This window comes from Mycobacterium sp. pR1184, from assembly GCF_041287235.1.
GTDB lineage: Bacteria > Actinomycetota > Actinomycetes > Mycobacteriales > Mycobacteriaceae > Mycobacterium.
In genome coordinates, this window is the sequence record NZ_JBGGKR010000013.1 from 149,874 (window position 1) to 174,116 (window position 24,243).

At 67.6% G+C, this 24,243-nt stretch carries 24 protein-coding genes; 10 read left to right on the plus strand and 14 right to left on the minus strand.

Annotated features, from left to right (window positions below):
• Positions 1 to 32: 32 nt before the first annotated feature.
• Positions 33 to 683 (plus strand): pyridoxamine 5'-phosphate oxidase family protein, encoded by a 651-nt coding sequence (locus ACAG21_RS21865; protein WP_370498358.1) that lies wholly within the window; start codon positions 33 to 35, stop codon positions 681 to 683.
• Here ACAG21_RS21865 and ilvA read toward each other — a convergent pair.
• Genes ilvA through ACAG21_RS21880 form a run of 3 tightly spaced genes read right to left on the minus strand, consistent with a single transcriptional unit; the run spans position 680 to position 4,364 of the window.
• On the minus strand, positions 680 to 1,984 hold the full coding sequence (gene ilvA / locus ACAG21_RS21870; protein WP_370498359.1) for a threonine ammonia-lyase: 1,305 nt from the start codon (positions 1,982 to 1,984) through the stop codon (positions 680 to 682). The genes ACAG21_RS21865 and ilvA overlap by 4 nt on opposite strands.
• Before the next feature lie 43 nt (positions 1,985 to 2,027).
• Positions 2,028 to 2,465, minus strand: a complete 438-nt coding sequence (locus ACAG21_RS21875) for a nitroreductase family deazaflavin-dependent oxidoreductase (RefSeq protein WP_370498360.1) — start codon at positions 2,463 to 2,465, stop codon at positions 2,028 to 2,030.
• 21 nt (positions 2,466 to 2,486) lie between these two features.
• Positions 2,487 to 4,364 (minus strand): lysophospholipid acyltransferase, encoded by a 1,878-nt coding sequence (locus tag ACAG21_RS21880; RefSeq protein ID WP_370498404.1) that lies wholly within the window; start codon positions 4,362 to 4,364, stop codon positions 2,487 to 2,489.
• 201 nt (positions 4,365 to 4,565) lie between these two features.
• On the opposite strand from ACAG21_RS21880, the gene ACAG21_RS21885 reads away from it, so the two are divergent.
• Positions 4,566 to 5,411 carry a class I SAM-dependent methyltransferase gene (locus tag ACAG21_RS21885; protein ID WP_370498361.1) on the plus strand — a complete coding sequence of 282 codons (846 nt, stop codon included), beginning with the start codon at positions 4,566 to 4,568 and terminating at the stop codon, positions 5,409 to 5,411.
• Here the strand turns inward: ACAG21_RS21885 and ACAG21_RS21890 are convergent.
• Positions 5,408 to 5,803, minus strand: coding sequence for a MerR family transcriptional regulator (locus tag ACAG21_RS21890; RefSeq protein ID WP_370498362.1), 396 nt, complete (start codon positions 5,801 to 5,803; stop codon positions 5,408 to 5,410). The genes ACAG21_RS21885 and ACAG21_RS21890 overlap by 4 nt on opposite strands.
• 60 nt (positions 5,804 to 5,863) lie before the next feature.
• Here ACAG21_RS21890 and ACAG21_RS21895 point away from each other — a divergent pair, with 60 nt between their 5' ends.
• On the plus strand, positions 5,864 to 6,298 hold the full coding sequence (locus ACAG21_RS21895) for a PPOX class F420-dependent oxidoreductase (RefSeq protein WP_370498363.1): 435 nt from the start codon (positions 5,864 to 5,866) through the stop codon (positions 6,296 to 6,298).
• 164 nt (positions 6,299 to 6,462) lie between these two features.
• On the opposite strand, the gene dnaE is transcribed toward ACAG21_RS21895, so the two are convergent.
• The 4 genes from dnaE to ACAG21_RS21915 all read right to left on the minus strand — a co-directional run bounded on the left by dnaE (position 6,463) and on the right by ACAG21_RS21915 (position 12,423).
• Positions 6,463 to 9,993 (minus strand): DNA polymerase III subunit alpha, encoded by a 3,531-nt coding sequence (dnaE, locus tag ACAG21_RS21900; protein WP_370498364.1) that lies wholly within the window; start codon positions 9,991 to 9,993, stop codon positions 6,463 to 6,465.
• Between the two features lie 67 nt (positions 9,994 to 10,060).
• Positions 10,061 to 10,492, minus strand: a complete 432-nt coding sequence (locus ACAG21_RS21905) for an SRPBCC family protein (protein WP_370498365.1) — start codon at positions 10,490 to 10,492, stop codon at positions 10,061 to 10,063.
• 106 nt (positions 10,493 to 10,598) lie between these two features.
• Complete coding sequence (locus ACAG21_RS21910) at positions 10,599 to 11,402, minus strand: SDR family NAD(P)-dependent oxidoreductase (RefSeq protein ID WP_370498366.1); 804 nt, start codon at positions 11,400 to 11,402, stop codon at positions 10,599 to 10,601.
• 4 nt (positions 11,403 to 11,406) lie between these two features.
• The gene (locus ACAG21_RS21915; protein ID WP_370498367.1) at positions 11,407 to 12,423 is read right to left on the minus strand and encodes an SDR family NAD(P)-dependent oxidoreductase; all 1,017 of its coding nucleotides are present in this window, start codon (positions 12,421 to 12,423) and stop codon (positions 11,407 to 11,409) included.
• Positions 12,424 to 12,646: 223 nt separating this feature from the next.
• Between ACAG21_RS21915 and ACAG21_RS21920 the strand changes: the two genes are divergently transcribed.
• The 4 genes from ACAG21_RS21920 (at position 12,647) to ACAG21_RS21935 (ending at position 15,306) form a co-directional block, all read left to right on the plus strand.
• On the plus strand, positions 12,647 to 13,057 hold the full coding sequence (locus ACAG21_RS21920; RefSeq protein WP_370498368.1) for a group 1 truncated hemoglobin: 411 nt from the start codon (positions 12,647 to 12,649) through the stop codon (positions 13,055 to 13,057).
• A 76-nt stretch (positions 13,058 to 13,133) separates the two neighbouring features.
• Positions 13,134 to 13,757, plus strand: coding sequence for an MliC family protein (locus ACAG21_RS21925; RefSeq protein WP_370498369.1), 624 nt, complete (start codon positions 13,134 to 13,136; stop codon positions 13,755 to 13,757).
• A gap of 18 nt (positions 13,758 to 13,775) precedes the next feature.
• Positions 13,776 to 14,540: a class I SAM-dependent methyltransferase gene (locus tag ACAG21_RS21930; protein WP_370498370.1), complete on the plus strand. Its 765-nt coding sequence runs from the start codon at positions 13,776 to 13,778 to the stop codon at positions 14,538 to 14,540.
• 7 nt (positions 14,541 to 14,547) lie between these two features.
• Positions 14,548 to 15,306: a methyltransferase domain-containing protein gene (locus tag ACAG21_RS21935; RefSeq protein ID WP_370498405.1), complete on the plus strand. Its 759-nt coding sequence runs from the start codon at positions 14,548 to 14,550 to the stop codon at positions 15,304 to 15,306.
• Here the strand turns inward: ACAG21_RS21935 and ACAG21_RS21940 are convergent, their stop codons facing one another.
• Entirely contained in the window at positions 15,307 to 16,233 is a 927-nt protein-coding gene (locus ACAG21_RS21940) for an RluA family pseudouridine synthase (protein WP_370498371.1), read from the minus strand.
• Positions 16,230 to 16,832: a signal peptidase II gene (gene lspA, locus ACAG21_RS21945; protein ID WP_370498372.1), complete on the minus strand. Its 603-nt coding sequence runs from the start codon at positions 16,830 to 16,832 to the stop codon at positions 16,230 to 16,232. The genes ACAG21_RS21940 and lspA overlap by 4 nt, the downstream gene beginning before the upstream one ends.
• A 75-nt stretch (positions 16,833 to 16,907) precedes the next feature.
• On the opposite strand from lspA, the gene ACAG21_RS21950 reads away from it, so the two are divergent.
• Positions 16,908 to 17,834: an asparaginase gene (locus ACAG21_RS21950; protein WP_370498373.1), complete on the plus strand. Its 927-nt coding sequence runs from the start codon at positions 16,908 to 16,910 to the stop codon at positions 17,832 to 17,834.
• Here the strand turns inward: ACAG21_RS21950 and ACAG21_RS21955 are convergent.
• Positions 17,799 to 19,211 (minus strand): DNA polymerase IV, encoded by a 1,413-nt coding sequence (locus tag ACAG21_RS21955; protein WP_370498374.1) that lies wholly within the window; start codon positions 19,209 to 19,211, stop codon positions 17,799 to 17,801. The genes ACAG21_RS21950 and ACAG21_RS21955 overlap by 36 nt on opposite strands.
• Positions 19,212 to 19,251: 40 nt before the next feature.
• Between ACAG21_RS21955 and ACAG21_RS21960 the strand changes: the two genes are divergently transcribed.
• Positions 19,252 to 19,824 (plus strand): class I SAM-dependent methyltransferase, encoded by a 573-nt coding sequence (locus tag ACAG21_RS21960; protein WP_370498375.1) that lies wholly within the window; start codon positions 19,252 to 19,254, stop codon positions 19,822 to 19,824.
• On the opposite strand, the gene ACAG21_RS21965 is transcribed toward ACAG21_RS21960, so the two are convergent.
• Positions 19,813 to 20,763, minus strand: coding sequence for an NAD-dependent epimerase/dehydratase family protein (locus tag ACAG21_RS21965; protein ID WP_370498376.1), 951 nt, complete (start codon positions 20,761 to 20,763; stop codon positions 19,813 to 19,815). The two genes, ACAG21_RS21960 and ACAG21_RS21965, sit on opposite strands and share 12 nt — an antisense overlap.
• Before the next feature lie 162 nt (positions 20,764 to 20,925).
• Here ACAG21_RS21965 and ACAG21_RS21970 point away from each other — a divergent pair, with 162 nt between their 5' ends.
• On the plus strand, positions 20,926 to 21,936 hold the full coding sequence (locus ACAG21_RS21970) for a hypothetical protein (protein ID WP_370498377.1): 1,011 nt from the start codon (positions 20,926 to 20,928) through the stop codon (positions 21,934 to 21,936).
• On the opposite strand, the gene ACAG21_RS21975 is transcribed toward ACAG21_RS21970, so the two are convergent.
• Together ACAG21_RS21975 and ACAG21_RS21980 are read right to left on the minus strand one after the other, a co-directional pair.
• Positions 21,926 to 23,146, minus strand: coding sequence for a peptidoglycan DD-metalloendopeptidase family protein (locus ACAG21_RS21975; RefSeq protein WP_370498406.1), 1,221 nt, complete (start codon positions 23,144 to 23,146; stop codon positions 21,926 to 21,928). The genes ACAG21_RS21970 and ACAG21_RS21975 overlap by 11 nt on opposite strands.
• 150 nt (positions 23,147 to 23,296) lie before the next feature.
• Positions 23,297 to 24,157: a DUF559 domain-containing protein gene (locus ACAG21_RS21980; RefSeq protein ID WP_370498378.1), complete on the minus strand. Its 861-nt coding sequence runs from the start codon at positions 24,155 to 24,157 to the stop codon at positions 23,297 to 23,299.
• Between the last annotated feature and the right edge of the window lie 86 nt (positions 24,158 to 24,243).

Sequence of the window (24,243 nt, forward strand, 5' to 3'; positions counted from 1 at the left end):
TTATGTACTAGCACAATAGCAAAGGCAACCCGATGGACTATCTCCGCACGTCTCGCACGACGCCCACCCGCTACCGGGAACGCGCCCGATACGACCGCGACACCGTCCATCGCATCCTCGATGAGGCCCTGATCTGTCACCTGGGCTACCTCAACGCCGGGCGGCCGGTGGTGTTGCCGACCACGCACGCCCGCCTCGGGGAAACCCTCTACCTGCACGGTTCGACCGGCAGCCGGCCGATGCGCAGCGCCGGCGAGGGTCTGCCCGTATGCGTCACCGTCACCCTGGTCGACGGGCTGGTGCTGGCCCGCTCGGCGCTGCATCATTCGCTGGTCTACCGCTCGGTGATGGTGGTCGGCGACGCCCGCCTGGTCGACGACCCGGCGGAGAAGGCGCGCGCACTGGCTGGACTGCTGGACCACATCGCGCCCGGACGGGCCGCCGACTGCCGGGCGCCGAATGCCAGGGAGCTTGCGGCGACGGCGGTGCTCGCCCTCGAGTTGGTCGAGGTCTCGGCCAAGGTGCGCGACGGCGGGCCCGTCGACGAGCCGCAGGATTACGCGCTACCGCACTGGGCCGGCGTGGTTCCGCTGAGCATGACGGCCGGTGCACCGATACCGGCCGACGACCTCGACCCCACTACCCCGGCGCCGGGCTATCTGACGTCCTACTCGCGCGCCTAGAGCAGCAGGTAGCGGTAGGCCGGCGAGCCCGGCTGCAGCGTCTCGAAGTGAATCTCGGTCTCGCGCATCCGGTCCAGCAGGTCGTCCAGGTCGGCCGAGGAACCCAGCTGGATGCCGACCAGCGCCTCGCCGGTCTCGCGGTTGTTGCGCTTGACGTACTCGAACAGGGTGATGTCGTCGTTGGGCCCGAGTACGTCGTCGAGGAACCGGCGCAAGGCACCCGGCTCCTGCGGGAAGTCGACCAGGAAGTAGTGCTTGAGGCCGAGGTGCACCAGGGAGCGCTCGAGCACCTCGCCGTAGCGCGACACGTCGTTGTTGCCGCCCGAGATGAGGCACACGACGGTGGACCCGGGCTCGACGTCGGTTTCCAGCAGGCCGGCCACGGACAAGGCGCCCGCCGGCTCGGCGATGATGCCCTCGTTCTGGTAGAGGTCTAGCATCGCGGTGCACACGGCGCCCTCGTCGACCGCCGTGATCGACACCATGTCACCCGCGGCGGCGAGCGCGGCATGCGTCAACGTTCCCGCCCGCTTCACCGCGGCGCCGTCGACGAACTGGTCGACATGGTCCAGCGTCACCGGCTCGCCGGCGGCCAGCGCTGCCATCATCGCCGCGGCACCGGCGGGTTCGACACCAAGCACCGCGGTGTTCGTCGTGCGTTCGGACAGGTAGGTCGTGATACCCGCGATGCAACCCCCGCCGCCCACCGGGACCACCACCAGGTCGGGCTCCGCCAAACCAAGCTTGTCCAGCTGGTCGAGCAGCTCGACGGCGATCGTGCCCTGGCCGGCCATCGTGCGCGGGTCGTCGTAGGGCGGCACCAGCGTCGCCCCGGTGCGTTTGACGTCCTCGAGAGCGGCCTCGGCGGCCAGGTCGTAGGTGGATCCGCCCACGATCAGCTCGATAAAGCCGTTCCCGTGGTAGCGGATCCGGTCGCGCTTCTGCTTGGGCGTCTTGGCCGGTACGTAGACGCGGCCCCGCACGCCCAGGGTCTTGCAGGCATAAGCGAACCCCTGCGCGTGGTTGCCGGCCGAAGAGCACACCACGCCGGCGCCGATTTCCTCCTCGGACAGCTGCACCAGCAGGTTGTAGGCGCCGCGCAGCTTGTAGGAACGCACAATCTGCAGGTCTTCGCGCTTGAGGTAGACCTGCGCACCGGTGATCGCCGACAGCCGGTCGCTGTATTGCAGCGGGGTCGGGGTGACCACCGCGGCGATTCGCTGAGCAGCGCTGTCAATGTCGGCCGCTGACAGTGACGTCAGCGGGGACATGCTCGGGCTCTGGCTCGGTTGTGCGGACACCGGTTAATGGTGCCACGCACCCCCCGCCACCTGCCTAATCGGCTCAGCTCACTGGCGTCAGCACGAACACCGGAATCTGGCGGTCAGTCTTCGTCTGGTATTCGGCGTAGTCCGGCCAGGCCGCCACGGCACGCTCCCACCACACGGCCTTCTCGTCCCCGAACACCTCGCGAGCGTCGTAGTCACGAGTGACCGACCCGTCCTGCAGCTCGACCCGCGGGTTCTTGACGATGTTGTAGTACCAAACCGGGTTCTTCGGGGCCCCGCCGAGCGAGGCGACGACGGCGTACTCCCCGTTGTGCTCGACGCGCATCAGCGGCGTCTTGCGCAGCTTGCCGGTCTTGGCGCCGATGGTCGTCAGCAGAATGATGGGCTTACCCTTCATGTCCGCTGCCTCGGCGCCGCCGGATTCGGCGTACTTGTCGGCTTGTTCGCGGGACCAATCCCAGGGGCTGGGTGCGTATTCACCTTCTAGTGGCATGGCCACCACTGTATGCCCGAGTCAGACCTGCGCCCGGGCCAGTTCGGCGATCGCGTTGACACGCCGGGTCGCCGTCGCGATCTCGTCCGCGAACTCCTGGCGGCGCTTGGCGAGTTGCTCGGAATCCGAACCGTCGACCAGCTCACGGTGGCGGGCCAGCCGCAGCGCGGTCTTGAACAGCTCCATCGACCTCGACTCGGCGCTGGCGATTCTGCGCTGCAGCTCCCACTGCTTGCCCAACTCCAGACATTCGGCGAGGAAGGCGTTTTCGTCGAGGGACTCGTCCTCGAGGGCGGCCAGCCGGTCGGCGACGATGTGATACGCGTCGAGGAACGGCCGCAACACCAAGTGCGCCAACAGCACATCGGCCGACGCCAGCAGCCCACGCACGTCGGCGGCGGCCGCGGCGTGGCTGGTGTCCACCGCCCCGATCAGGCGAACCTCGTCGGCGAGCTCCTTTTCGAACTGGGCACGGCCGGAAAAAAGGAACTCGAACTTCAGCAACTCCCGCAGACTCAGCGCCTCGTCGCGCACCGTCACCGGTGACACCATTCCATCGGCGGAGTTCTCGGCGTTTTCAGCGGCGGCCAGCAACGCCGTCTCGGCGATCGCGCGATCGACCAAGATGTGGATCGCGGTATTGCGGTAGAACGCCGCGACTAGGTGCTGGTCCTCGCCGATACCCCAGACCGCTTCGGTGCCGGCGTCGTACACGCTGACCACACCGGAGGCGACGAGCTGGTGCAACGTCCACCGGATGGTGGAGCGATTCGTCAGATCCGCCGCCCCCGCGACCGACCAGTGTCGCGCCGTGATGTAGCTGGCCAGCGGTCGCACGGTGGCCAGCACCTCGCTGATCGACAACGACCGGTCCGCACCCAGCAACGACAGACTCACCACCGCGGTGGGAGTGACCGGCGTCGCGCGGTTGATCCGGTGTTCGACGTCGAGTGCGATACGTTCGATTTCGGTCCCGGTCCCGGCTTCCTCGCCGCGCATTTCCTCGAGGCGTTTGCGCAACGGCAGCGGTTCGCCGAAGTCCAGGTACGCGCGACCGAGCCGCTTGCCCTGCTGGCGCGCCAAGCCGACCAGGAAGCGCAGATCTTCGGGCCGTTTCACCGCCCCGTAGGCTTCGGTGGTCATCGCCTCGACCTCGTGCAGCTGGTCGTAGACGATCGAGGTCGGCACCAAATACACTTCGGGACCGTCGATTTCGTCGACGGCGTCGGTGAGGTAGCGCAGGATCCCGAACACCGGGGGCCGCAGCTTGCCGGTACGGGTGCGCCCCCCTTCGATCGACCAGGTGAGGTTCGTGTGGTTCTGCACCAATTGAGCGGTGTACGCGCGCAACACGAACCGGTAGACGGGAATGTCTTTGGTCTGGCGCCGGATGAAGATCGTCCCGGTGCGCTTGGCGAAGGCGCCCATCGGGAAGAAATTGAGATTGGCCCCGCCGAACGTGAACGCTGGGGAGAGGCGGTTGTCCTGGATCTCCTCGGGCAGCAGCATGCCGTCCAAGTACGACCGGTGCGAAAAGGCAAAAGCCAGCGTCGCTTTGCGATCCAGTTTGCGCAGTTGCGCGATCTGGTCCTCGTCGACCAGCACGTCGTAGGCCCGCATCAGCCAGCGGCTGAACCCGCGCCAGCCCTGTACGGCCCGTTCGTCCAGCGAGGCGGCCATCTCGCGCAGGTAGCCGGCCGCCTCGGCGCGCACGTCGCCGGCGTCGCGGCCCAGCTCGTCGGCCAGCCCGGTCAGCCGCTCGTCGTACCACGGCGCGCCCAGCAATTGGGCCACGGCAACGGGATCGCCGGGTAGCGGCGTCACCGATTCTTCGATAATTCCGCTGCGCTGCAACATCTTTCGAACCCCGACGCGACCGAATTCACGCGTTGTGGCCAGCCTCCCGCCGGTCACGCGCCTCGCACCGTTCTCGTCATTGGCGTTCTCCTTCAGGTGTCGCCGGGCGGCGCGACCGGCTCCGCGCGTTGCCCACATCCCTTCGGTGAGCGTACGTCCGCCGTTGGGTGGCACGGAACACAATTCGCGATTTGGCGGGTGGACCGACCTGCCCGATCGACGGGCGCCGAGTACGTTCGGAGCATGCGGCCCCAACCCGGTCTCGGCGCCAGCGACCTCACGCCGCTCGAGGAGACCGCGTTGCTGACCCAGTACGCCCGAGCGCTGGACAGCCGATGGCCGCGACCCATTCTCGCGGACCCGCTGGCCGCCGACATCGTCGACAGGATCGACTACGACTTCGCCGGGCTCGGCGTCCCGGCGAGTGTGGTGTGCCAGACGGCGCTGCGCGCCAAGATGCTCGACGAACGGGTGCGGGCCTTCACCGCCAAGCATCCCGATGCCGTCGTCGTCGATCTGGGCGCCGGGCTGGACTCGGGCCCGTTTCGGGTGCGCCCACCGGCCACCGTCGACTGGTACAGCGTCGACCTTCCGGGTGTCAGCGCGCTGCGCCGCCAGTTGTTGCCGCCCAGCAGGCGAGCCCACGTGGTGACCGCTTCGGTGGCCGATCAGAGCTGGCCCAACACCATCCCCTGCGATCGGCCGGTGATAGTGATCGCCGACGGGCTGTTCGCGTTCTTATCCGAACCGGTGCTGATCGCCCTCTTTCGGCGCATCACCACGTATTTCCCGTCCGGGGAACTGGCCTTCAACGACTACGGCCGCATCGGCTGGTTCACCCGGCTGGCGGTGAAACTGGCCCCGCAGCGGATGTTCAGCACCGTAGGCGCCCAATGGGGTTTTCCCGGGTTTGCGGACCCGCACGTGCCGCAGACGTGGAACCCGTTGCTCAAGCTCGTCGAAGAGGTCAGCCTCGCACACGCTCCCGAGGTCGAGCTGTTTCCGGGCTGGATTCGCTTCGCCACCAAGGTTTCCGGGATGTTCGAGGTCTCCGCCCGCAAAGCGCGGATCTTGCGCTACCAGTTCTAGGCCGGGTGGATGCCGCAGATACAGGCATCGATCGACGGACAGGTGCAGCTCATCCCCCACTCGATAACAGCCCGTGCCCGTGCCAGCGACGCCATCTGGTCGTCGATCTCGGCGAGTTTCGCCTGCGCCAACGCGCGGCTGGCGGGGCGACCCGGCGCATCGTCGGCGAACAGCAGCTGGATTTCTTCCAGCGCGAACCCGGCGGATTTGCAGAGCCGGATGACCTCCAGCCGGGGCAGGATCGAGTCGTCGTAGCGGCGCCGGCCCGACAACCGCGCGGGTGAGGGCAGCAGCCCGATCTGCTCGTAGTAGCGCAGCGTCGTCGCGGCCACCCCGGTCTCACGCGCGACGTCGCCGATCGTCAGCGTTGCCCGCACGGCAGCGGCAGCCATCGATCCTCCCGGAATCCCAGCACTTGACTTCGAGTCAACTCTAAGTCGTTGACTGGGACCATGCAGCACAGTGCACTCGCCGACGCCCGCTACGCCCTGCTCCGGTCCTTCCGGCGCGACGGCACACCCCGCGACACTCCGATCTGGTTCGCGATGGACGGCGACGCATTGGTGTTCCGGACCAAGGTCGGGCCCAAGACCAAACGGCTGACGGCCCGCCCCGACGTCGAACTGCGGGCGTGCGATCACCGCGGCCGGGTGCGCGACGGGGCGCCGACGGTGGCCGGGCGCGCCACCCTGCTGTCGGGCGCCGACGCCGAGCGGGCCAATCGAATCCTGCACCGGCGCTACGGCTGGCAATGGAACATCGTCCCGCTGATCAAGGTGCCGGGCGTGACCAACGTGCACCGGGATCTGGGGCTTCGGGAGAAGCTGCGCCGGGCCCGCGATCGCGGAGTCTGGTCCGACAGCGTCATCGTCCGGGTGGAGCTATGACGCCGTTTGAGTGTGCGCCCACGGTTTCGAGTGCGCGTTTAGGGCTTCGAGTGTGCACTGGGGGCGGGAAATTCGTCGAAACCCCGCCCTGGGCGCACAGCCAAAGCCCTGAATGCACACTCGATCCGCTCGGCGGTGGCTAGCTGTCGAGCGGCTTGAGGCGTTCAGCTGCCCAGGCAGCCCGGGCCGAGCAGTTCCTTCAGGTCGCCCATCAGCGCCGGCGACGGCGTCACCCGTAGCGACTGATCGAGCTCCAACGTCGTGATCCGGTCCCCGCTGATCAGCCGCAGATGCACCTGCGAGGTGCCCGGATGCCGCGCCAGCACCTGCTTGAGTGCGCTCACCTTGTCGATCGTGCACTGCCGCGTGGGCAGGCTGACCGCGATCGGCCGGTTCGGCTGGGCGTTGGAAAAGTCCGGCACCACAAGCTCATTGGCGATCAGGGAGATCCGGTCGTCGCGGATCGCGACCTTGGCGTTGATCAGCACCACCGCGTCGTCGACGATGTCGGCACCGTAGGCAGAGTACGCGTGTGGGAAGAACATCACCTCGATGCCACCGGTGAGGTCTTCCAATTGAGCTGACGCCCAAGGCATTCCATTCTTGTTGACGCGACGGTTGACCGAGGCCAGGATGCCGCCCACCCGCACCTGCGTCTCGTTGCCGACGTCGCCGTCCAGGATCGCGGGAATCTGCGTGTCCACCTGCGCGGACAGCAGATGCGCGACCCCGTTGAGCGGATGCCCGGACACGTAGAGCCCCAGCATTTCTCGCTCGAGGGCGAGCTTGTGCTTGTCTTCCCATTCGTCCTCGGGCACCCGGATGGTGAACACCGCGTCTCCGCCGGCATCGCCGCCGCCGAACAGGTCGTACTGGCCCATCGCCTCGGCCTTCTTGGTGCCCAGCACCGAGTCGACGGCGTCGGTGTGCACCAGGAACAGACCCTTGCGGGCATGCCCCAGCGAATCGAACGCGCCGGCCTTGATCAGCGATTCAGTGACCTTCTTGTTGCACGCCGAGATGTCGATCTTGTTCAGATAGTCCGAGAAGTCGGTGAATTTGCTTTTCTCGCTGCGGGTTTTGATCAGCGAGCCCACCACATTGGCACCGACATTGCGCACCGCGCCCAAGCCGAAGCGGATGTCCTTGCCGACCGACGCGAAGTTGACCAGCGACTCGTTGACGTCCGGCGGCAGCACTGTGATGCCAAGCTTGCGGCAGTCGGCCAGGTAGACCGCGGCCTTGTCCTTGTCGTCGCCCACCGACGTCAACAGCCCGGCCATGTACTCGGCCGGATAGTTGGCCTTCAGATACGCCGTCCAGTACGAGACCAGGCCGTAACCGGCGGCGTGCGACTTGTTGAACGCATATCCGGCGAACGGAAGAATGGTGTCCCACAACGCTTTTACCGCTTTTTCGGAAAAGCCGTTGGCGGTCATACCTTCGTAGAAGCCCTTGTACTCAGCCTCGAGCACCTCGAGCTTCTTTTTGCCCATCGCCTTGCGCAGCGCGTCGGCCTTACCCATCGTGTAGGAGGCGACCTTCTGGGCGATGAACATGATCTGCTCTTGATAGACGATCAAACCGTAAGTCTCGGAGAGGATTTCGCGCAGCGGCTCCTCGAGCTCCGGGTGAATCGGCTTGATCGCCTGGCGAGCGTTCTTGCGGTCGGCGTAGTCGTTGTGGGCGTTCATGCCCATCGGTCCCGGCCGGTACAGCGCCAGCACTGCGACGATGTCGTTGAACTCGGTGGGCTGCATGCGGCGCAGCAGGTCGCGCATCGGCCCGCCGTCGAGCTGGAACACACCCAGGGTATCGCCGCGGCCCAGCAGTTCGTAGGTAGCCTTGTCGTCGAGCGGCACCGACTCCAGGTCGAGTTCAATTCCCCTGTTGGCCTTGATGTTATCCAGCGCATCGCCGATGATCGTCAGGTTGCGCAGGCCCAGGAAGTCCATCTTCAGCAGGCCGATGGCCTCACACGACGGGTAGTCCCAGCCGGTGATGATGGCGCCGTCCTGCGGGCGCTTCCACAGCGGGATCGCCTCGGTCAGCGGCTCGCTGCTCATGATCACCGCGCAGGCGTGCACGCCGGCGTTGCGGATCAGGCCCTCCAGCCCGCGCGCCGTCTGGTAGATCGTGCGCACATCCGGATCGGTTTCGATCAGGCTGCGAACCTCGGAGGCTTCCTTGTACCGCTCGTGGTTCGGGTCGGTGATGCCGGACAACGGGATGTCCTTGGCCATGATCGGCGGAGGCAACGCCTTGGTGATCCGGTCGGCGATCGCGAAGCCGGGCTGCCCGTAATGGATCCGCGCCGAATCCTTCAGTGCCGCTTTGGTTTTAATCGTGCCGAAAGTAATGACCTGCGCGACGCGGTCGGAGCCCCACTTGTCGGCGGCGTAGCGCACCATCTCACCGCGGCGACGGTCGTCGAAGTCGATATCGATATCGGGGGCCGACGGACGCTCCGGGTTGAGGAACCGCTCGAACAGCAGACCGTGCGGAATCGGGTCGATGTTGGTGATGCCCAGCGCGTAGGCGACCAGTGAGCCCGCCGCCGAACCACGCCCCGGCCCGACCCGGATGTCGATCGACTTCGCGTGGTTGATCAGGTCCGCGACGATCAGGAAGTAGGCCGGAAAACCCTTGTCGCAGATGACCTTGATCTCGTACTCGGCCCGGTCGATGTAATCCTGGCCGACACCGCTGGGAAAGCGCCGCTGCAGGCCCGCCATCACCTCGTGGTGCAGCCAGGTCGCCTGGTCGTGTCCCTCGGGCACCGGGAAGACCGGCATCCGGTCGCGCGGCGTCCACACGTCGGCGTAGGACTGCACCCGCTCGGCGATCAGCAGGGTGGAGTCGCAGGCGCCGGGCACCTCGCCGTCCCAGATCTGACGCATCTCGGCGGCCGACTTCAGGTAGTAGCCGTCGCCGTCGAACTTGAAGCGGTTGGGGTCCGACAGCGTCTTGCCGGTCTGCACGCACAACAGCGCCTCGTGGTTGTGCGAGGCGTCGCGGGTGACGTAGTGGCAGTCGTTGGTGGCCAACGGCGGGATGTTGAGCTTACGGCCGATCTCGAGCAGGCCGTCGCGGACCCGCGTCTCGATCGAGAGCCCGTGATCCATCAGCTCCAGGAAGAAGTTGTCGGCGCCGAAGATCTCGCGCCACTTGGCGGCCGACTCCAGCGCCTCGCGTTCATGTCCCAGCCGCAGCCGCGTCTGCACCTCGCCCGACGGGCACCCGGTGGTGGCGATGATGCCCTCGGCGTGCTCGGCGATCAGCTCGGCGTCCATGCGCGACCACTTGCCGAGCTGCCCCTCGAACGAGGCCAGCGAGGACAGCTTGAACAGGTTGCGCAGCCCGGTGGCGTTCTCGGCCACCATCGTCATGTGGGTGTAGGAGCCGCTACCGGAGACGTCGTCGGACTTCTGGCTCGGGTCACCCCACAGGATCCGCTTGGTGTCGAAGCGCGAGCCCGGCGCGATGTAGGCCTCGACGCCGATGATCGGCTTGATCCCGACCTTGATCGCCGCGTTGTAGAACTCGCTGGCGCCGAACATGTTTCCGTGGTCGGTCATGCCGACCGCGGGCATTTCCAGCCGCTGGACCTCGGCGAGCATCGGCGTGATCTTCGCGGCACCGTCGAGCATCGAATACTCGGTGTGGTTATGCAGGTGCACGAAGGACTGGTTCATAGGCACGCCAGTCTATGACCGACTACCGACGCATCCTCGGCGTGTCGCGCAAGTGTGTCCGCAGTATTTATCCGTAGAGCTCGACGAAGTTCTGCAGTGACTTCTCGACGTCGCCCTTGACGGCGCGCGCCGCCGCCGATCCGACCGGGCCGAACAGCGCCCGACCGCCCAGCTCCAGGCGCAAACCGAGGGTCGATCCGTCGCCGGCGGACCGTACGGTCAGCGTGACGCCGTACTTGGTGCCGCCCTTACCCGAACCCGACATCGCGACCTCATGCGGCGGGTCCCACCTGGTCACCGTCCAGGTCACCCGGTTGCGCATGCCCTTGGCGCGGGCCACGCCGATGATCTGGGTGCCTTCGGCGATCTCGTCGGGCAGCTCGCTGCGCCACCCCTCGTGCATCGTCAGCCAGTCCCCGAGGTCCGACAGGTCCGAGACGTGATCCCACATGTCCTGCGGGGTCATCGGGACGTCGGCGGTCAGCTCCACAGCGGCCATCACCGGAGCCTAATGCCCGCGAACGCCACGCTGGCGTGATGCTCGGCGCTCAACGCCACGCAGGCGTGACGCTCACGAGCGGGAGGTGCCCCAGTTCGACGCACGCTCAGTGGCTGGGGCCGCCGCGGAATCGGTTGCCGATGCGGATCGCCGGGAGCAGCAGGCTGCGCGGTAGGTACCTGCCGCCGCTGCTTGCGACCTTGGGCACCACGCCGGGCACGACGGTGCGCTTGCCGGTCAGCATCCCGTCGATGGCGGCCTCGGCGACATCGGCCGGCGAAACCTGCGCAAGAGGCACGCTGAACCGCGTGGCGTTGGCAATCTCGGCCCACTCGGTGGGTACCGGGCCCGGGCACAGCACGGTGACCGACACCCCCGTCCCGTGCAACTCTTCGTGGACGGCTTCGGAGAAGGTCTGCACGAAGGCCTTGGTCGCCGAGTACACCGCCATGTAGGGCAGCGGCTGAAACGCGGCGATCGACGCGATGTTCATCACGGCTCCGGCGCCTCGCTCGACCATGCCGGGCAGCGCCGCGTGGGTGAGTTCCATCAACACCAGCGCATTGAGGGTGACCTCTTCGCTCTCGCGTTCGACCGGCAACTCGTAGAACACTCCGCTGGTGCCGAACCCGGCGCTGTTGCACAGACCCGCGATCGGTTCGCTGCGCAGCCGGGTGGCCAATTTCGCGCGCCCTTTGCTGTCGCTGAGGTCCAACGGCATCACCTCGACCGCGACCGAGTGTTCTTCTCCCACTTCGTCGGCGAGCTCGTCGAGACGCTCGCGCCGCCGCGCGACGAGCAACAGCGGGAAGCCGCGGCGGCCCAGGCCGCGAGCCAGTTCGGCGCCGATGCCCGAGGAGGCGCCGGTGATTACGACGGTCGTCTGGTTGCCGGCTTTGGGAAGACTCATCGCGTCACCAGTGGATTCCGCGCGTCGCCTGCAGGAACGTCGAGCTGCGTCTATCGAGTTCCGATGCGGCGGTTGAGTTTTCGTCTCCCCTGGCGGCGTGGGAGTCGTCGAACATGCCGAACGCCCGGTTGCGCACCCGATCCATCACCGCCGGGTTGACGGCGTCGGCGACGGCGGCGAACTGCCCGAACGGCGAGCTGGCGCGGCGCGGCCGGTGCACGATCGCGTCGGCGATCACCCCGGCCGCCTGGTCCGGCGTCAGCGCGGGGAATTTGTCGTACATCTTGGTCGGGCTGATCATCGGGGTGCGCACCAACGCCATGTGCACCGTGGTGAAGCGCACGTCGTCGTTGACGACTTCGGCTTGCAGTGCGTCGCAGAGACTGTCCAGCGCGGCCTTGCTGGCGATGTAGGCACCGAACCGCGGAGCGCGGGTCTGCACACCGACGGACGAGACGTTGATGATCTGGCCGAAACCGCGCTCGCGCATGCCGGGGATGAACTTCAGGATGAGCTGGACCGCGCCCAGGTAGTTCAGCTGCATCGTTCGCTGATAGTCGTGAATCCGGTCGTAGGACAGCGCCAGCGACCGTCGAATCGACCGGCCCGCGTTGTTGATCAGGATGTCCACTCCCCCAAGCTCATTGAGCACTTTGTCGGCCATCGCGGCGATGGCGTCCATGTCCGAGAGATCACACGGGTAGACGTGGGCGACACCGCCGTCGCGCCGAATGTCAGCGGCGACCTTCTCCAGGTTCTCCGGCGTGCGGGCCACCAGCACCACCGTCCCGCCGGCCTCGGCGATCTTCTTCGCGGCGGCCTCCCCGATGCCCGACGATCCGCCGGTGATCAGGACGATCTTGCCGTCGACGGCGTCGTCGAGGCTGTGCCCTTGCACCGCGTCGAGCAGATTGCGCAGATAGAACGGTCGATATCGCCCGGCGGAGTTCGGGGTGTTGATGATGTTGGAGACCACCGCGAATGGCTTTTCCACCAAGTTCGTCAAGTCACCAAGGTTCATCGGTTGTCGCTCCTCACGGCGGATGGTGTGACGTGGGTCATACTGCCAACCTAGGGCATGACGCGGCGGCGACGCACGGATGACCGTCATCTGAACGAGGCCAACCGTCTCACCGAGCGGCCGACGATGCGGCTACCTGCCGGCAATCGGCTTGTTACGTTGGGCAATCCGAGCGTGATCGCGGACTAACTGAGGGGCAACGCCGCAGTGGTCCGCTGGTTACATGAAACTCTTGGCCACGTTCCGCAAGCCGGAGCCGACAACTATCTACGCCCGGATCGGCGGGCACGAGGCGCTCGAAGTCGTCGTTGAGGACTTCTACGTTCGCGTGCTCGCCGACGATCAACTGTCCGGCTTCTTCACCGGAACGAATATGAGCCGCCTCAAAGGCAAGCAGGTGGAGTTCTTCGCGGCCGCCCTGGGCGGCCCGGAGCCCTACACCGGCGCCCCGATGAAACAAGTGCATCAGGGCCGCGGCATCACGATGCATCACTTCAGCCTGGTGGCCGGGCATTTGGCCGACGCGCTCGCCGCAGCGGGAGTTCCGCCGAAAACGGTGACCGACATTCTCAGCGCCATCGCGCCGCTCGCCCCCGAGATCGCATCGAGCGAAGCCGGCACCGCCACGCTCTGAGCCGGCCGGATATGAATTTGCCGGCGCGCGGGCGTGTCGCGCCCGGTGATCGCGACGCAGCCGGTAGTCAGCACGTATGAGGCTCATCGCAGTCATCGCCGCGGCATTGATGGTGGGCGCGTGCAGCTCCCCGAACCCCCAGCCGTCCGGTTCGGGGATGCCTACCGTCACCAGCAAGGCACCGGCGTCGGTGGCGGTCGACTGCGGCAAACCCGCGAACGCCGTGCAGCAGCTGGTCTGCAGTGACCCACACCTGACCGATCTCGACCACCGCCTGCAAACCGCCTACCAGCAAGCGCTTGCCCGCACGGGCGCCGATCCCGCCGCGCTGGCGGAGGCCCAAACCGGCTGGACGACGGCCCGCGACGACTGTGCCCGCAACGCCGATGTCCACACCTGTGTGCTGGAGGCCTACCAGACCCGGCTCGTCCAGTTGGCCATCGCCGACCCCGCCACAGTGGCTCCGCCGGTCATCACCTACCACTGCCCGACCGACGCCGGCCCGCTGACCGCCCAGTTCTACAACCAGTTCGACCCGCACACCGCCGTGCTCAATTGGAAAGGCACGCAAGAGATCCTGTTCCTGCTGCCGTCGGGCAGCGGGGCGAGGTACGGCCGGCAGGGCTCCGAATACTGGGAGCACCAGGGCGAGGTGACAATTGACTTCAACGGCACGAAGTTCGTCTGCACCACGTCTTGATGCCCCACAATGCCTAGCGTGGGCCGCACATTCGAAGATCTCGTCGCAGAAGCCGATTCGGTATCCGTCGACGGTTGGGATTTCTCGTGGCTGGACGGCCGTGCCACCGAGGAACGTCCGTCCTGGGGCTACCAACAGCTGATCAGCCGCCACTTCGCGAACGTGTCGTCCGCGGTGGATCTGCAGACCGGTGGCGGCGAAGTCCTGGCCGGCGCCGGGCCCTTCCCGCCCACCATGGCGGCCGTCGAGTCCTGGCCACCGAACATCCCGCTGGCGACCAAGCTCCTGCACCCGCGCGGCGTGGTCGTGGTGGGCACGCCCGACGAGTCGGTCCTGCCGTTCGCCGACGAGGCCTTCGACCTGGTCACCAGCCGCCATCCGCACACGCTGTTCTGGTCCGAGATCGCCCGGGTGTTACGGCCCGGCGGCACCTACCTGGCTCAACACATCGGACCCGCGACGGTGTCCGAGCTGATCGAGCACTTCATCGGGCCACAGTCCGAAGAGTCGGACCCGCGACACCCGGACAACGAAAGCGCGGCGGCGCGGGCAGCCGGCCTGGAGATCGTCAAGATGCGCCCGGAGCGACTGCGACAGGAGTACTTCGACATCGGCGCGGTGGTCTACATCCTGCGCAAGGTGATCTGGTGGGTGCCGGACTTCACCGTCGAGCGCTACCGCGACCGGCTGCGCGAGCTGCACGAGCGCATCGAATCCGACGGCCCGTTCGTCGCGCACGCCACGCGGGTTCTCGTCGAGGCTCGCAAGCCCGATGGCAGCTGAGCCCGGCATGCGACGGTCGTTCGACGAGCTGATGGCCGAGGCCTGCGCGGCGCCCGTCGTGGGCTGGGACTTCTCCTGGCTGGACGGCAGGGCCACCGAGGGGCGCCCGTCCTGGGGATACCAGCGTCAGCTCGGCGCTCGGCTCGCCACGGTGTCGGCCGCCCTGGACATCCACACCGGAGGCGGCGAGGTGCTCGACGGCGTGCCGTCGTTCCCGCCCACGATGGCGGCCACTGAGTCGTGGCCGCCCAACGCCGCACTGGCCACCCGGCGATTGGGTGCGCGCGGCGTGGTGGTCATCCGGACCCGCGGCGAGCCCCCACTGCCGTTCGCCGCCGAGGCCTTCGACCTGGTGACCAGCCGGCATCCAATTGCCGTGTGGTGGAACGAGATTGCCCGCATGTTGCGGCCCGGTGGCACCTACTTCGCGCAGCACCCCGGCCCGGCGACGGTGTGCGAGCTAATCGAGTTCGTGATGGGGCCGCACCCCGAGTTGGGTGCCCACCTGGAGCCCGCCGTGCAGCGCGCCGACGCACAGGCCGCCGGGCTGCAGATCGTAGACATCCGGATGGAGAAGCTGCGCGCGGAGTTCTTCGACATCGGTGCGGTGGTCTATTTCTTGCGCAAGCTGATCTGGACGGTGCCGGACTTCACCGTCGAGCCCTACTACGGGCGACTGCGTGCCCTGCACGACATCATCGAGGCGGACGGCCGGTTCGTCACGCACCCGACGCGGGTGCTGGTCGAGGCCCGCAAGCCCGGCTGATCAGCCCTCGTCGCGCAGCACGTCCAATGCGTGCTGCAGGTCGGCCGGATACGGGCTGACGAATTCCACCCACCGCCCGTCGGCCGGATGGGCGAACCCCAACGACCGGGCATGCAGCCATTGACGTTCCAGGCCAAGCCTTTTCGCGAGCTTCGGGTCGGCGCCGTAGACCAGGTCGCCGCAGCAGGGATGGTGCAGCGCGGCGAAATGCACCCGAATCTGATGGGTGCGACCAGTTTCCAGGTGCACGTCGAGCAGGCTGGCGGCGACGAACGCTTCGACGGTGTCGTAGTGGGTGACGCTGTGCCGACCGTTCTGGGTGACCGCGAACTTCCACTCCCCGCCGCGATGCCGTCCGATGGGCGCGTCGATGGTCCCGCTGGACGGGTCCGGATGTCCTTGCACCAGAGCGTGATAGCGCTTGTCGACGGTGCGTTGTTTGAACGCCCGCTTGAGCAGGGTGTAGGCCCGTTCGGAGATCGCGACCACCATCACCCCGGAGGTGCCCACGTCGAGGCGGTGCACAATGCCCTGCCGCTCGTGCACCCCGGATGTGGTGATCCGGTAACCAGCGGCGGCCAGGCCACCGAGCACGGTCGGCCCGCTCCAGCCCACCGAGGCGTGCGCGGCCACCGCCGCCGGCTTGTCGACGACGACGATGTCGTCGTCGGAGTACAGGATGGCCATGCCCTCGATCTCGACGGGCGTGTTCTCTGGCGCTGCCGGCGCCTCGGGCAGCCGCACCTGTAACCAGGCACCGGGCGTCAGACGATCGGACTTGCCCGCCTGCACACCGTCGAGTTCGACGCCGCCATCCTCGGCGATGGCCGCCACCGCGCTGCGGGACAGGCCCAGCAGGCGCGACAGCCCGGCATCGACACGCATGCCCGCCAATCCCTCCGGAACGGGCATCGAGCGGTTGGTCATTTGGCTGGGTCGGGCTTGCGACGACCTACCGAGTCGAAATCGAATCCGAACACCGAGAGCACGACCAGCAGGATCGCGCCGCCGACCACGGCCGGGTCCGCGACGTTGAACACCGGCCACCAGCCGATCGACAAAAAGTCCACGACATGGCCCCGAAGCGGTCCGGGCGCGCGGAAGAAGCGATCGACCAGGTTGCCGGTGGCGCCGCCGAGAATCATGCCGAGGCCCACTGCCCACCAGGGCGATACCAGCCGCCGGCCCATCCAGAAGATGCCGATCACCACGCCGGTGGCGATCAGGGTCAGCACCCAGGTGTAGCCGGTCGCCATCGAGAACGCCGCCCCCGAGTTGCGCACCAGCGTCCAGGTCACCGTGTCACCGATGATCGACACCGGCTGCCCCGGCGGCAGCAGCCGGACGGCGAGCACCTTGGTCACAATGTCGAGCGCCAGCACGACGGCCGCGACCGATAGCAGCAGCCGCAGCCGCCGCGGAGCGGACGGGGGCGCGGGGGCTTCGGGTTCTGCCACTTCCCCGGACGTCGCAGCCTCCCCGGCTGACGTCACCGGCTCGGCCGATCCTGTTGGTTCTTCGGGCACCTCCCCATCATCCCCTAGCACCCGGCTCGATTGGGTGCGGCCTCGCCGCCCCGGCGCATGCGGAATGATTCGGCTATGGGCCGCATCACCGTCATCACCACCGGCGGCACGATTTCGACCAGCACCGGCGCCGACGGCGTGCGCCGTCCCAGCCGCAGTGGCTCCGATCTCACCGCCGGCCTCGACGTCGACGTCGTCGATCTGATGGCGGTGGACAGCTCGGAGCTGACGACGGCCGACTGGGACCGGATCGGCGACGCGGTGCGGGCCGCGGTCGACGGCGGCGCGCAGGGCGTGGTCGTCGCGCACGGCACCGACACCATGGAGGAGAGCGCGCTGTGGCTCGACCTCACCTATGCGGGCAGCCCGCCGGTCGTCCTGACCGGCGCGATGCGCAGCGCCGACGCCCCGGACTCCGACGGGCCCGCCAACCTGCGCGACGCGGTGGCGGTGGCGGCCAGCCCGGCCGCGCGCGGCCTCGGTGTGCTGGTGTCCTTCGCCGGGCGGGTGCTGCAGCCGCTGGGCATGCACAAGGTGGCCACCCAGGACCTGAGCGGATTCGCCGGCGAGCTGGTCGGCACGACGCCGGGCGGCGTCGCACTCAGCGGCGCCAAAATCCGTCCCTACCTGGGTGAGCTGCGGGCCACCGACGCGCCGCGAGTCGACATTGTCGCGGCCTATCTGGGCAGCGACTCGGTGGCGCTGGACGCCTTCGTGACCGCCGGAGCACGGGCCGTCGTGCTGGAGGCGCTGGGCTCGGGCAACGCCGGGGCCGCGGTGGTCGACGGCGTGCGCCGGCACTGCGCGAACGGGATCGTCGTCGGGGTGTCCACCCGGGTCCCCGGCGGCGGGGTCAGCGCGGGCTACGGTCCCGGCCACGACCTGGTCGAAGCCGGCGCCGTGATGGTGCCGCGGTTGCGGCCGCCGCAGGCCCGGGTGCTGCTGATGGCCGCGCTGGCCGCGCAGTCACCGGTCGGCGACGTCGTCGCCCGCTGGGGCTGAGACCTGCGCGGTGTCCTCGGTGCGCAACTCGCCCAGATAGTCACCCCAGTCCAGCGAATCGATCGGGTTGGCTGTCACCAGATCGGCGGTGTCGGCGGGGAACGTCCGGGCCGGGCCCGGGCCGCTGCTTCGGGTTTCGAACCGCACGGTGACGACGCCGTGGCCGGCGCCCTGCACCCAGCCGTGCCCGAGTTCGCGGTGCTCGACGTCGAGGCCCACCCGCCACGGCGAGGCCTCGGGGGCCGGCGCGAACATGGCGTCAGTCGCGGTTTCGACAGAATGCTGCGCCTCCGGTTCCGGCGCCGCGAGCTCGAGATCCGGGAACAGCGACTCCTGGCGCACGTCGCTCAACCCCGAAAACCCAACGCCGAGTAGACGAATCGGCCCGATCTCACGCGGATCAAGCAGCAGGCGCCGGGCCAGCGCGACCAGCGGACCGGCCTCCGTCGTCGCGTACGGCAAGGTCGCGGACCGGGTCAGCGTGCTCATATCGGACTTCTTCAGCTTCACCGTGACGGTGCGGGCGCCGCGGCCGTCGCGCAGCAGCCGCTGATGCGCATGCTCGGCGATCGGAGCGATCGCGTCGTGTAACTGCTCGAGGCTGGTCAGGTCGACGGCGAAGGTGGATTCGGCACTGATCTGCTTGGCTTCGGCACGCTCGGCGACGGGCCGATCGTCGATGCCGCGGGCCAGCCGGTGTAGCGCCAGGCCGACCGTCGCGCCCAGAATGTTGGCCACCTCGGCGTCGGTCAGCGCGGCCAGCTGTCCGATCGTCTCGATGCCGAGCCGATTCAGCTTCTCCTCGGCGACCGGGCCGATTCCCCACAGCCGGCGCACCGGCAACCCGTCGAGCAGCAACCGTTCCTCGGTGCGCCCGACCACCCTGATGCCGTCGGGTTTGGCCAGCCCGGAGGCGATCTTGGCGATCTGCTTGCCCGAGCCGGCGCCCACCGACGCGATCAGCCCGGTCTCGTCGCGCACCCGTCGTCGCAACCCTTCGCAGAACTCCTCGACGTCCTGCGCGGACGCCCCGGCGAGCTGCGACGGCTCCCCGAACGCCTCGTCGAAGGACAGCTGCTCGACGACGGGCACCACGGCCCGCACCACGTCGAACACCCGCCGGCTGGCGACCCCGTACACCACGCCGCGTGGTGGCAGCACCACCGCGGTCACCCCGACCATCCGGCGGGCCTGGTGCATCGGCATGGCCGATCGCGCCCCGAATACCCGCGCCTCGTAACTCGCCCCGGCCACCACTCCGCGGCCGCCGAGCCCGCCGACCAGCACCGGTCGACCTCGCAGCGTCGGGCGGCTGAGCTGCTCGACGGAGGCGAAGAACGCGTCCATGTCCAGGTGCAGGACCCAACGCGACTCCATCCGATAAATGCTATTGCGCTACTGGGCTAACGTTTTCCACATGGCCATGAACCTCGCGCACCGACGGATCTGCAGCTCGGACCGCTGGGCCAAAGCAGTCGAAGACGATCTGCTGCCCTGGGCGCTGGCCGACGTAGACCTCGGCGACAACACCCTCGAGATCGGACCCGGCTACGGCGCGATCCTGCGGGTGCTGGTCGACAAGACGCGCAAGCTCACCTCGGTGGAGATCGACACCCCGATGGCGCAGCGACTGCAGCGCCTCTACGGCGACCGGGCGCGCATCATCAACGGCGACGCCACCAACACCGGGTTGCCGGCCGACGAGTTCAGCTCGGTGGTGTCCTTCACGATGCTGCACCACGTCCCGACCGTCGAACTGCAGGACAAGTTGTTCGCCGAGGCCTTCCGGGTCCTGCGCCCCGGCGGTGTCTTCGCCGGCAGCGACAGCGTGAATTCGCTGCGGTTCCGGATCCTGCACTTCCGCGACATCTGCAACACCGTCTCGCCCGACACGTTGCCGGATCGCTTGCGCGCAGCGGGATTCGGCGACGTCGAGGTCGAGGTCCGCGGTGGCAGGCTGCGCTGGCGCGCCGTCAAACTAGCCGGCTAGTTGTTGGGGCTGCTCTTTCGCCCACGTGATGTAGCGGTCAATGCCTTCCCAGATGTCAACCTTCGGCGCGAACCCGATGCTGCGCGCCAGGGAGATGCTGGCGGGGAACCGGCTCACCTCCCCCGGTCGCGCGGGTCCGTTGACCACCCGAGCGTCGAATTTCGCGGCGATGTATTCGGCGATGTCGCGTACCCGGGTATTCGTGCCGCTGGCGAAGTTGATCGCCCGGCCTTGAAGATCTGGGGTGTCGAGCACCAGCAGGTAGGCATCCACCGCGTCGCTGACGTGGAGGTAGTCCCGGGTCGCGGAGCCGTCGCCGAAGACGGTGAGGTCTTCACCGGCGATGGCGCGGCGCACCAGGATTGGAATCAGCGCGCCGAAGGCTCCGCTTTTCTGTCGCTCACCAAAGATGTTGAATGGACGAACAATAGCGATGTCCATGCCGTAGGAGCGGAAGTACGAGTAACACAGCCGGTCGGCGGCGACCTTCGACGCGGCGTACGGGCTGTTCGGTCTCGGCTCGGCCGTTTCGTCGAGTAGGGCATCCGGGGCGAGGCTGTGACCGTCTCCGTACACCTCACAGGTCGAGGCGAAGATGACTCGTGACCCGTATTCGCGTGCGGCCTCGAGGACGTGATGCGTGCCCATCACGTTGGTCTCGAGAAAGCTTCTCGGATCGTCAAGTGACTTGTCCACGTTGACATTTGCCGCCAGATGGAAAATCACGTCGTGGTCGCGCGCCGTCTTGCTGACCAACTCCCAATCGGTCACGGAGCCGAATACGACGTCCGCCGATTCGTTCATCTGGAAAGTACGAAGATTTCCCTTGGCGGCAACGGAAAACGTGTTGAGCACGGTCACGTGGTGTCCCATGGCGAGCAGGGCCTCGGACAGATGGCTGCCCTGGAAGCCCGCCCCGCCAGTTACGAGAATTCGCACTACTTTCCGCTCTCCCGTCATACGCGTGTTGTGGCGCATCCTAGCCACTGCGCGGACCGGATTTGTCGCTAATGCAAATTCCGTGAAGTGCGCGGTGGGTGCCGCGGATTGGCGGTACGTTGTGAATCGCCCAACGAGCGCCCAGCTTTCGAAGGGAGCCACATGTGCTCGTCACATGCCGGGTCTGCCGCGATCGACACCTGCGAGCTCGAGCAGCAGGTCGCGTCGTGGTGTGCCCGACCCGCGCTGGCGCAGCTCGTCGGGGTGTTCGGCGGTGTCATCCCCGACGGACTGAGCCTGAGTGACCGGCTGGCGTTCCTCGACGAGTTCAGCGACGCGTGGGATTACCGGGGCCGGGCCCGCGCAGCCGCCGCGGAACGGCTCAGCAGCCAGGATGCCGCCGGCGCGGCCCGCTGGCTGATCCCTCGATTGACCCTGCCCGCCGCGCAGCTGGACAGGATCGAGGCGGCGACTGCCGCGTTGGGCATGACGGGCGAAATCGCGCCCGAGGGAACGGATTTCGATCACATCCTGGTGATCGGCGGGGCGCGCTACACCAACCTGCTGCGCGCCCGGTATGCGCGCGAGATCGCCTCCGGCCGACGCATCGGCCACGTGGTGCTGGCCGCCGCGTCCCGGCCGGTGCTCGAGTCCGAGCAGGACGCGATCCACGCGTGCGCGCCGGGCGCCCGCACCGAATTCGAGCTGATGATCTACGGCGCGGCCGACGCGTTCGGGCTCGACATCCGCGAGCTGATGGAGCACGTGCGCGGGCGGGTCGGCAAGCCGCAGGGCGACCAGACGGTGTGGCGCTTCGCACCGGAGCGCAACGAGCTCGGCGTGCCGATCACGCTGCTCGAGACCCCGTCGCCGGACCCGGACCGTCGCCGGGCGAACTCGTCGGACACCTACACCTTCGCCGCTCGGACGGTGGGCATGAGCGGCTCGTCATGCCTGATGGTGACCGGCCAACCGGTGGGCCACTATCTGCACTTCGAAGCGCTGCGATCGTTGGCGGTGCCGTTCGGAATACGAGTGGAATCAGCAAGTTTCGGCGTCGAGCGCTACAACCGGCTCGGCGAATTGGACGAGCAGCATCCCGCCAAGGTGCTGCAGGAGGTCCGCTCGGCGATCCGGTCCGCCCGCGGACTGGTCGACGAGCTCAGCCGGTAATGGTGCACGGCGAGGACGCCGGGAAGGTCCCCGACACCGGTCGCGGGCGCCCCGCCGGAGGCCACGGCTGCAGCCCCAGGTTGGCCAGATAGCGCACCGGACTAGTGTGCGTGCCGTCAACGCGAACCTCGAAATGCAAGAAGCCGTCCCGGGATTGGGTTTCTGGTCCCAGCGTGCCGAGCCGCGCGCCCGCGGCGACCTGGTCGCCGACGGCGAGCCGGCTCGCGTCGCCCGGGCGAAACACGTAGACGGTGTCGAGGTCGCGGCACGAGACGGTCACCGACCGAAGTCCACTGGCGTCGACAGCGTGCGCGGCCGAGACGGTTCCCGACGTGACCGCGTGGACCGGGGTGCCGGGATCCGCGGCGAAATCGACGCCGGGATGAAACGCCGCGGCCCGGCGCCCGTAGCCGGAACCGAGCGCCAGGCTGTCGCGGTCGATGGGTAGGCGGGTGCCCGGCTCGGCCGGGTCGAAGTCGCCGCGCACCCGGCGCTGGTAGTCGGCCTTGAGCAGGTCGATCTCCTCGTAGGCGTAGCCGAACAGCAACGCGCGGTCATACGGCACGCCGTAGTTCATCTCGGAGTCGGGATCGATCTTGCGGTAGTGCTCGACCTTGCCGATCCGTTCGGCCAGGGTTGCCCACCCGGTGTGGTGCAACCGGATCTCGTTGACCAGGCCGATGCGGCCGTGCTCGGTGATGTTGGCGGGCCAGTGCGGGTTGTGAATCACCCGGGTTCCGGCCCGCAGCCCGGGTCGCCACCGCCAGAACGGCCCGCGTACCGATTCCGCCGTTCCCATCACCGGGATCATCTCCGGATAATCCTGGTCGTTCCAGGCCGGGATCATCGGGCACATCAGCGCCGCGACGTCGTCCGGCGTGCCCGCCAACACCTCGCGGATGTCGACGTCGGCCTCGACGATTTGGTCGGAGTCGATCATCACGACCCAATCCGGCCGGCAGAAATCGGCCATCCGGTACAGCAGTTCCAGGCCGGGCGGTTCGGGGATCAGCCACGGCGTTCGCGGCAGGTCGGAGCGGGCCCGCACCAGGTTGGTCACCGCCGGATGCCGCCGCAGGATCTCAGCACTGTCGTCGGTGCTGCGGTCGTCGATCGCGTAGATGTCGTCGCACCAGCCGGCCAGCGCGTCCAGGACCCGGGGCAAGACGTCGGCACCGTTGTGCACCCGGAACACACCCAGAATCCGCAACGACGCCTCCATGTGATGGTTTCCGTAACCGGACGCTACCCGAATCGCTTGCTGACAACGGGCTCGGCAGCCGCAGCCTTACTTTCTCCGCGAGAGTGCAACTAGGGTCGGTCGCTCTCGAGAGATGTGTTCCCAGTTGCACTCTCGCGGTCACAAGGGGCAGCCTGCGGCCAGCAACGCACTCCGGACTCGGTCCACGACGACGTCTGGCCGGTGACGTAGCAGCTCAGCACTGACCCGGACCAGGCGCCATCCCCGTCGTTCCAGTTCTGCAGTGCGGTCGATGTCGTTGGCGCGGATGCGCGGGTCCGTCCAGTGCTGGGCCCCGTCGTACTCCACGCCGACGAGCCATTCCTCCCAACCCATATCGATGCGGGCCAACACCGCACCCCAAATGTTTCGCACCACGATCTGTGTCTGCGGCCGGGGCAGACCACCGCGAATCAACGCAAGTCTGGTTCTCGTCTCTTGCGGCGATTCCGCGCCCGCGTCGATAAGCGGCAGCACCCGCCGCAACTGCTTCATCCCCCGCGCACCGCGGTGAGTCTCGATTAAGGGGTACACCTCGGCGGCCGTGACGCCCGTGGCTCGTGCCAGTGAATCGATCCGTATGACCGCGGCATCAAACCCGGGCCGCCGACCGAGGTCAAACGCGGTGCGGGCAGCCGATGTCACCGGCACGCCACTGATGCGCACGCTCTCACCGGCAAGCAATGTCTCGTTGCGCACCACGATCAGCGGTGGTGGCCGCTTGCGATCCGTGATCAGTTCGGCCGGCGATTGTGGGTCGACCCACTCCGCGCCGTGCAGTGCCGATGCTGAGATCCCCGCAACTACGGCTTTCTTTCCCGACCACAGCCACGCGGCGACAGCCCGGTCTCGCGCCGTCAGCGCGCCGGCGCGTCGCTGATACACGTCGCGGTAGACGCGGGTACATGAGCGCCGTAAATCACGCTTCGTCCAGACGCCCGCGCGGACCGCCTCACTCCCGACAAACGGTGCCTCACTCACGACCGCACCCTGCCATCGACCTCCGACAAGGCCGCGAGAGTGCAACTAGGGACGGTCCTTCTCGGGAAATCCGTTCCCCGTTGCAC

Coding starts and splice junctions, on each gene's coding strand:
- ACAG21_RS21865 (WP_370498358.1), top strand. CDS start 33: ATGGACTATCTCCGCACGTCTCGCACGACGCCCACCCGCTACCGGGAA.
- ACAG21_RS21875 (WP_370498360.1), bottom strand. CDS start 2,465: ATGCCACTAGAAGGTGAATACGCACCCAGCCCCTGGGATTGGTCCCGC.
- ACAG21_RS21885 (WP_370498361.1), top strand. CDS start 4,566: ATGCGGCCCCAACCCGGTCTCGGCGCCAGCGACCTCACGCCGCTCGAG.
- ACAG21_RS21890 (WP_370498362.1), bottom strand. CDS start 5,803: ATGGCTGCCGCTGCCGTGCGGGCAACGCTGACGATCGGCGACGTCGCG.
- ACAG21_RS21895 (WP_370498363.1), top strand. CDS start 5,864: ATGCAGCACAGTGCACTCGCCGACGCCCGCTACGCCCTGCTCCGGTCC.
- dnaE (WP_370498364.1), bottom strand. CDS start 9,993: ATGAACCAGTCCTTCGTGCACCTGCATAACCACACCGAGTATTCGATG.
- ACAG21_RS21905 (WP_370498365.1), bottom strand. CDS start 10,492: ATGGCCGCTGTGGAGCTGACCGCCGACGTCCCGATGACCCCGCAGGAC.
- ACAG21_RS21910 (WP_370498366.1), bottom strand. CDS start 11,402: ATGAGTCTTCCCAAAGCCGGCAACCAGACGACCGTCGTAATCACCGGC.
- ACAG21_RS21915 (WP_370498367.1), bottom strand. CDS start 12,423: ATGAACCTTGGTGACTTGACGAACTTGGTGGAAAAGCCATTCGCGGTG.
- ACAG21_RS21920 (WP_370498368.1), top strand. CDS start 12,647: ATGAAACTCTTGGCCACGTTCCGCAAGCCGGAGCCGACAACTATCTAC.
- ACAG21_RS21925 (WP_370498369.1), top strand. CDS start 13,134: ATGAGGCTCATCGCAGTCATCGCCGCGGCATTGATGGTGGGCGCGTGC.
- ACAG21_RS21935 (WP_370498405.1), top strand. CDS start 14,548: ATGCGACGGTCGTTCGACGAGCTGATGGCCGAGGCCTGCGCGGCGCCC.
- ACAG21_RS21940 (WP_370498371.1), bottom strand. CDS start 16,233: ATGACCAACCGCTCGATGCCCGTTCCGGAGGGATTGGCGGGCATGCGT.
- ACAG21_RS21950 (WP_370498373.1), top strand. CDS start 16,908: ATGGGCCGCATCACCGTCATCACCACCGGCGGCACGATTTCGACCAGC.
- ACAG21_RS21955 (WP_370498374.1), bottom strand. CDS start 19,211: ATGGAGTCGCGTTGGGTCCTGCACCTGGACATGGACGCGTTCTTCGCC.
- ACAG21_RS21960 (WP_370498375.1), top strand. CDS start 19,252: ATGGCCATGAACCTCGCGCACCGACGGATCTGCAGCTCGGACCGCTGG.
- ACAG21_RS21970 (WP_370498377.1), top strand. CDS start 20,926: ATGTGCTCGTCACATGCCGGGTCTGCCGCGATCGACACCTGCGAGCTC.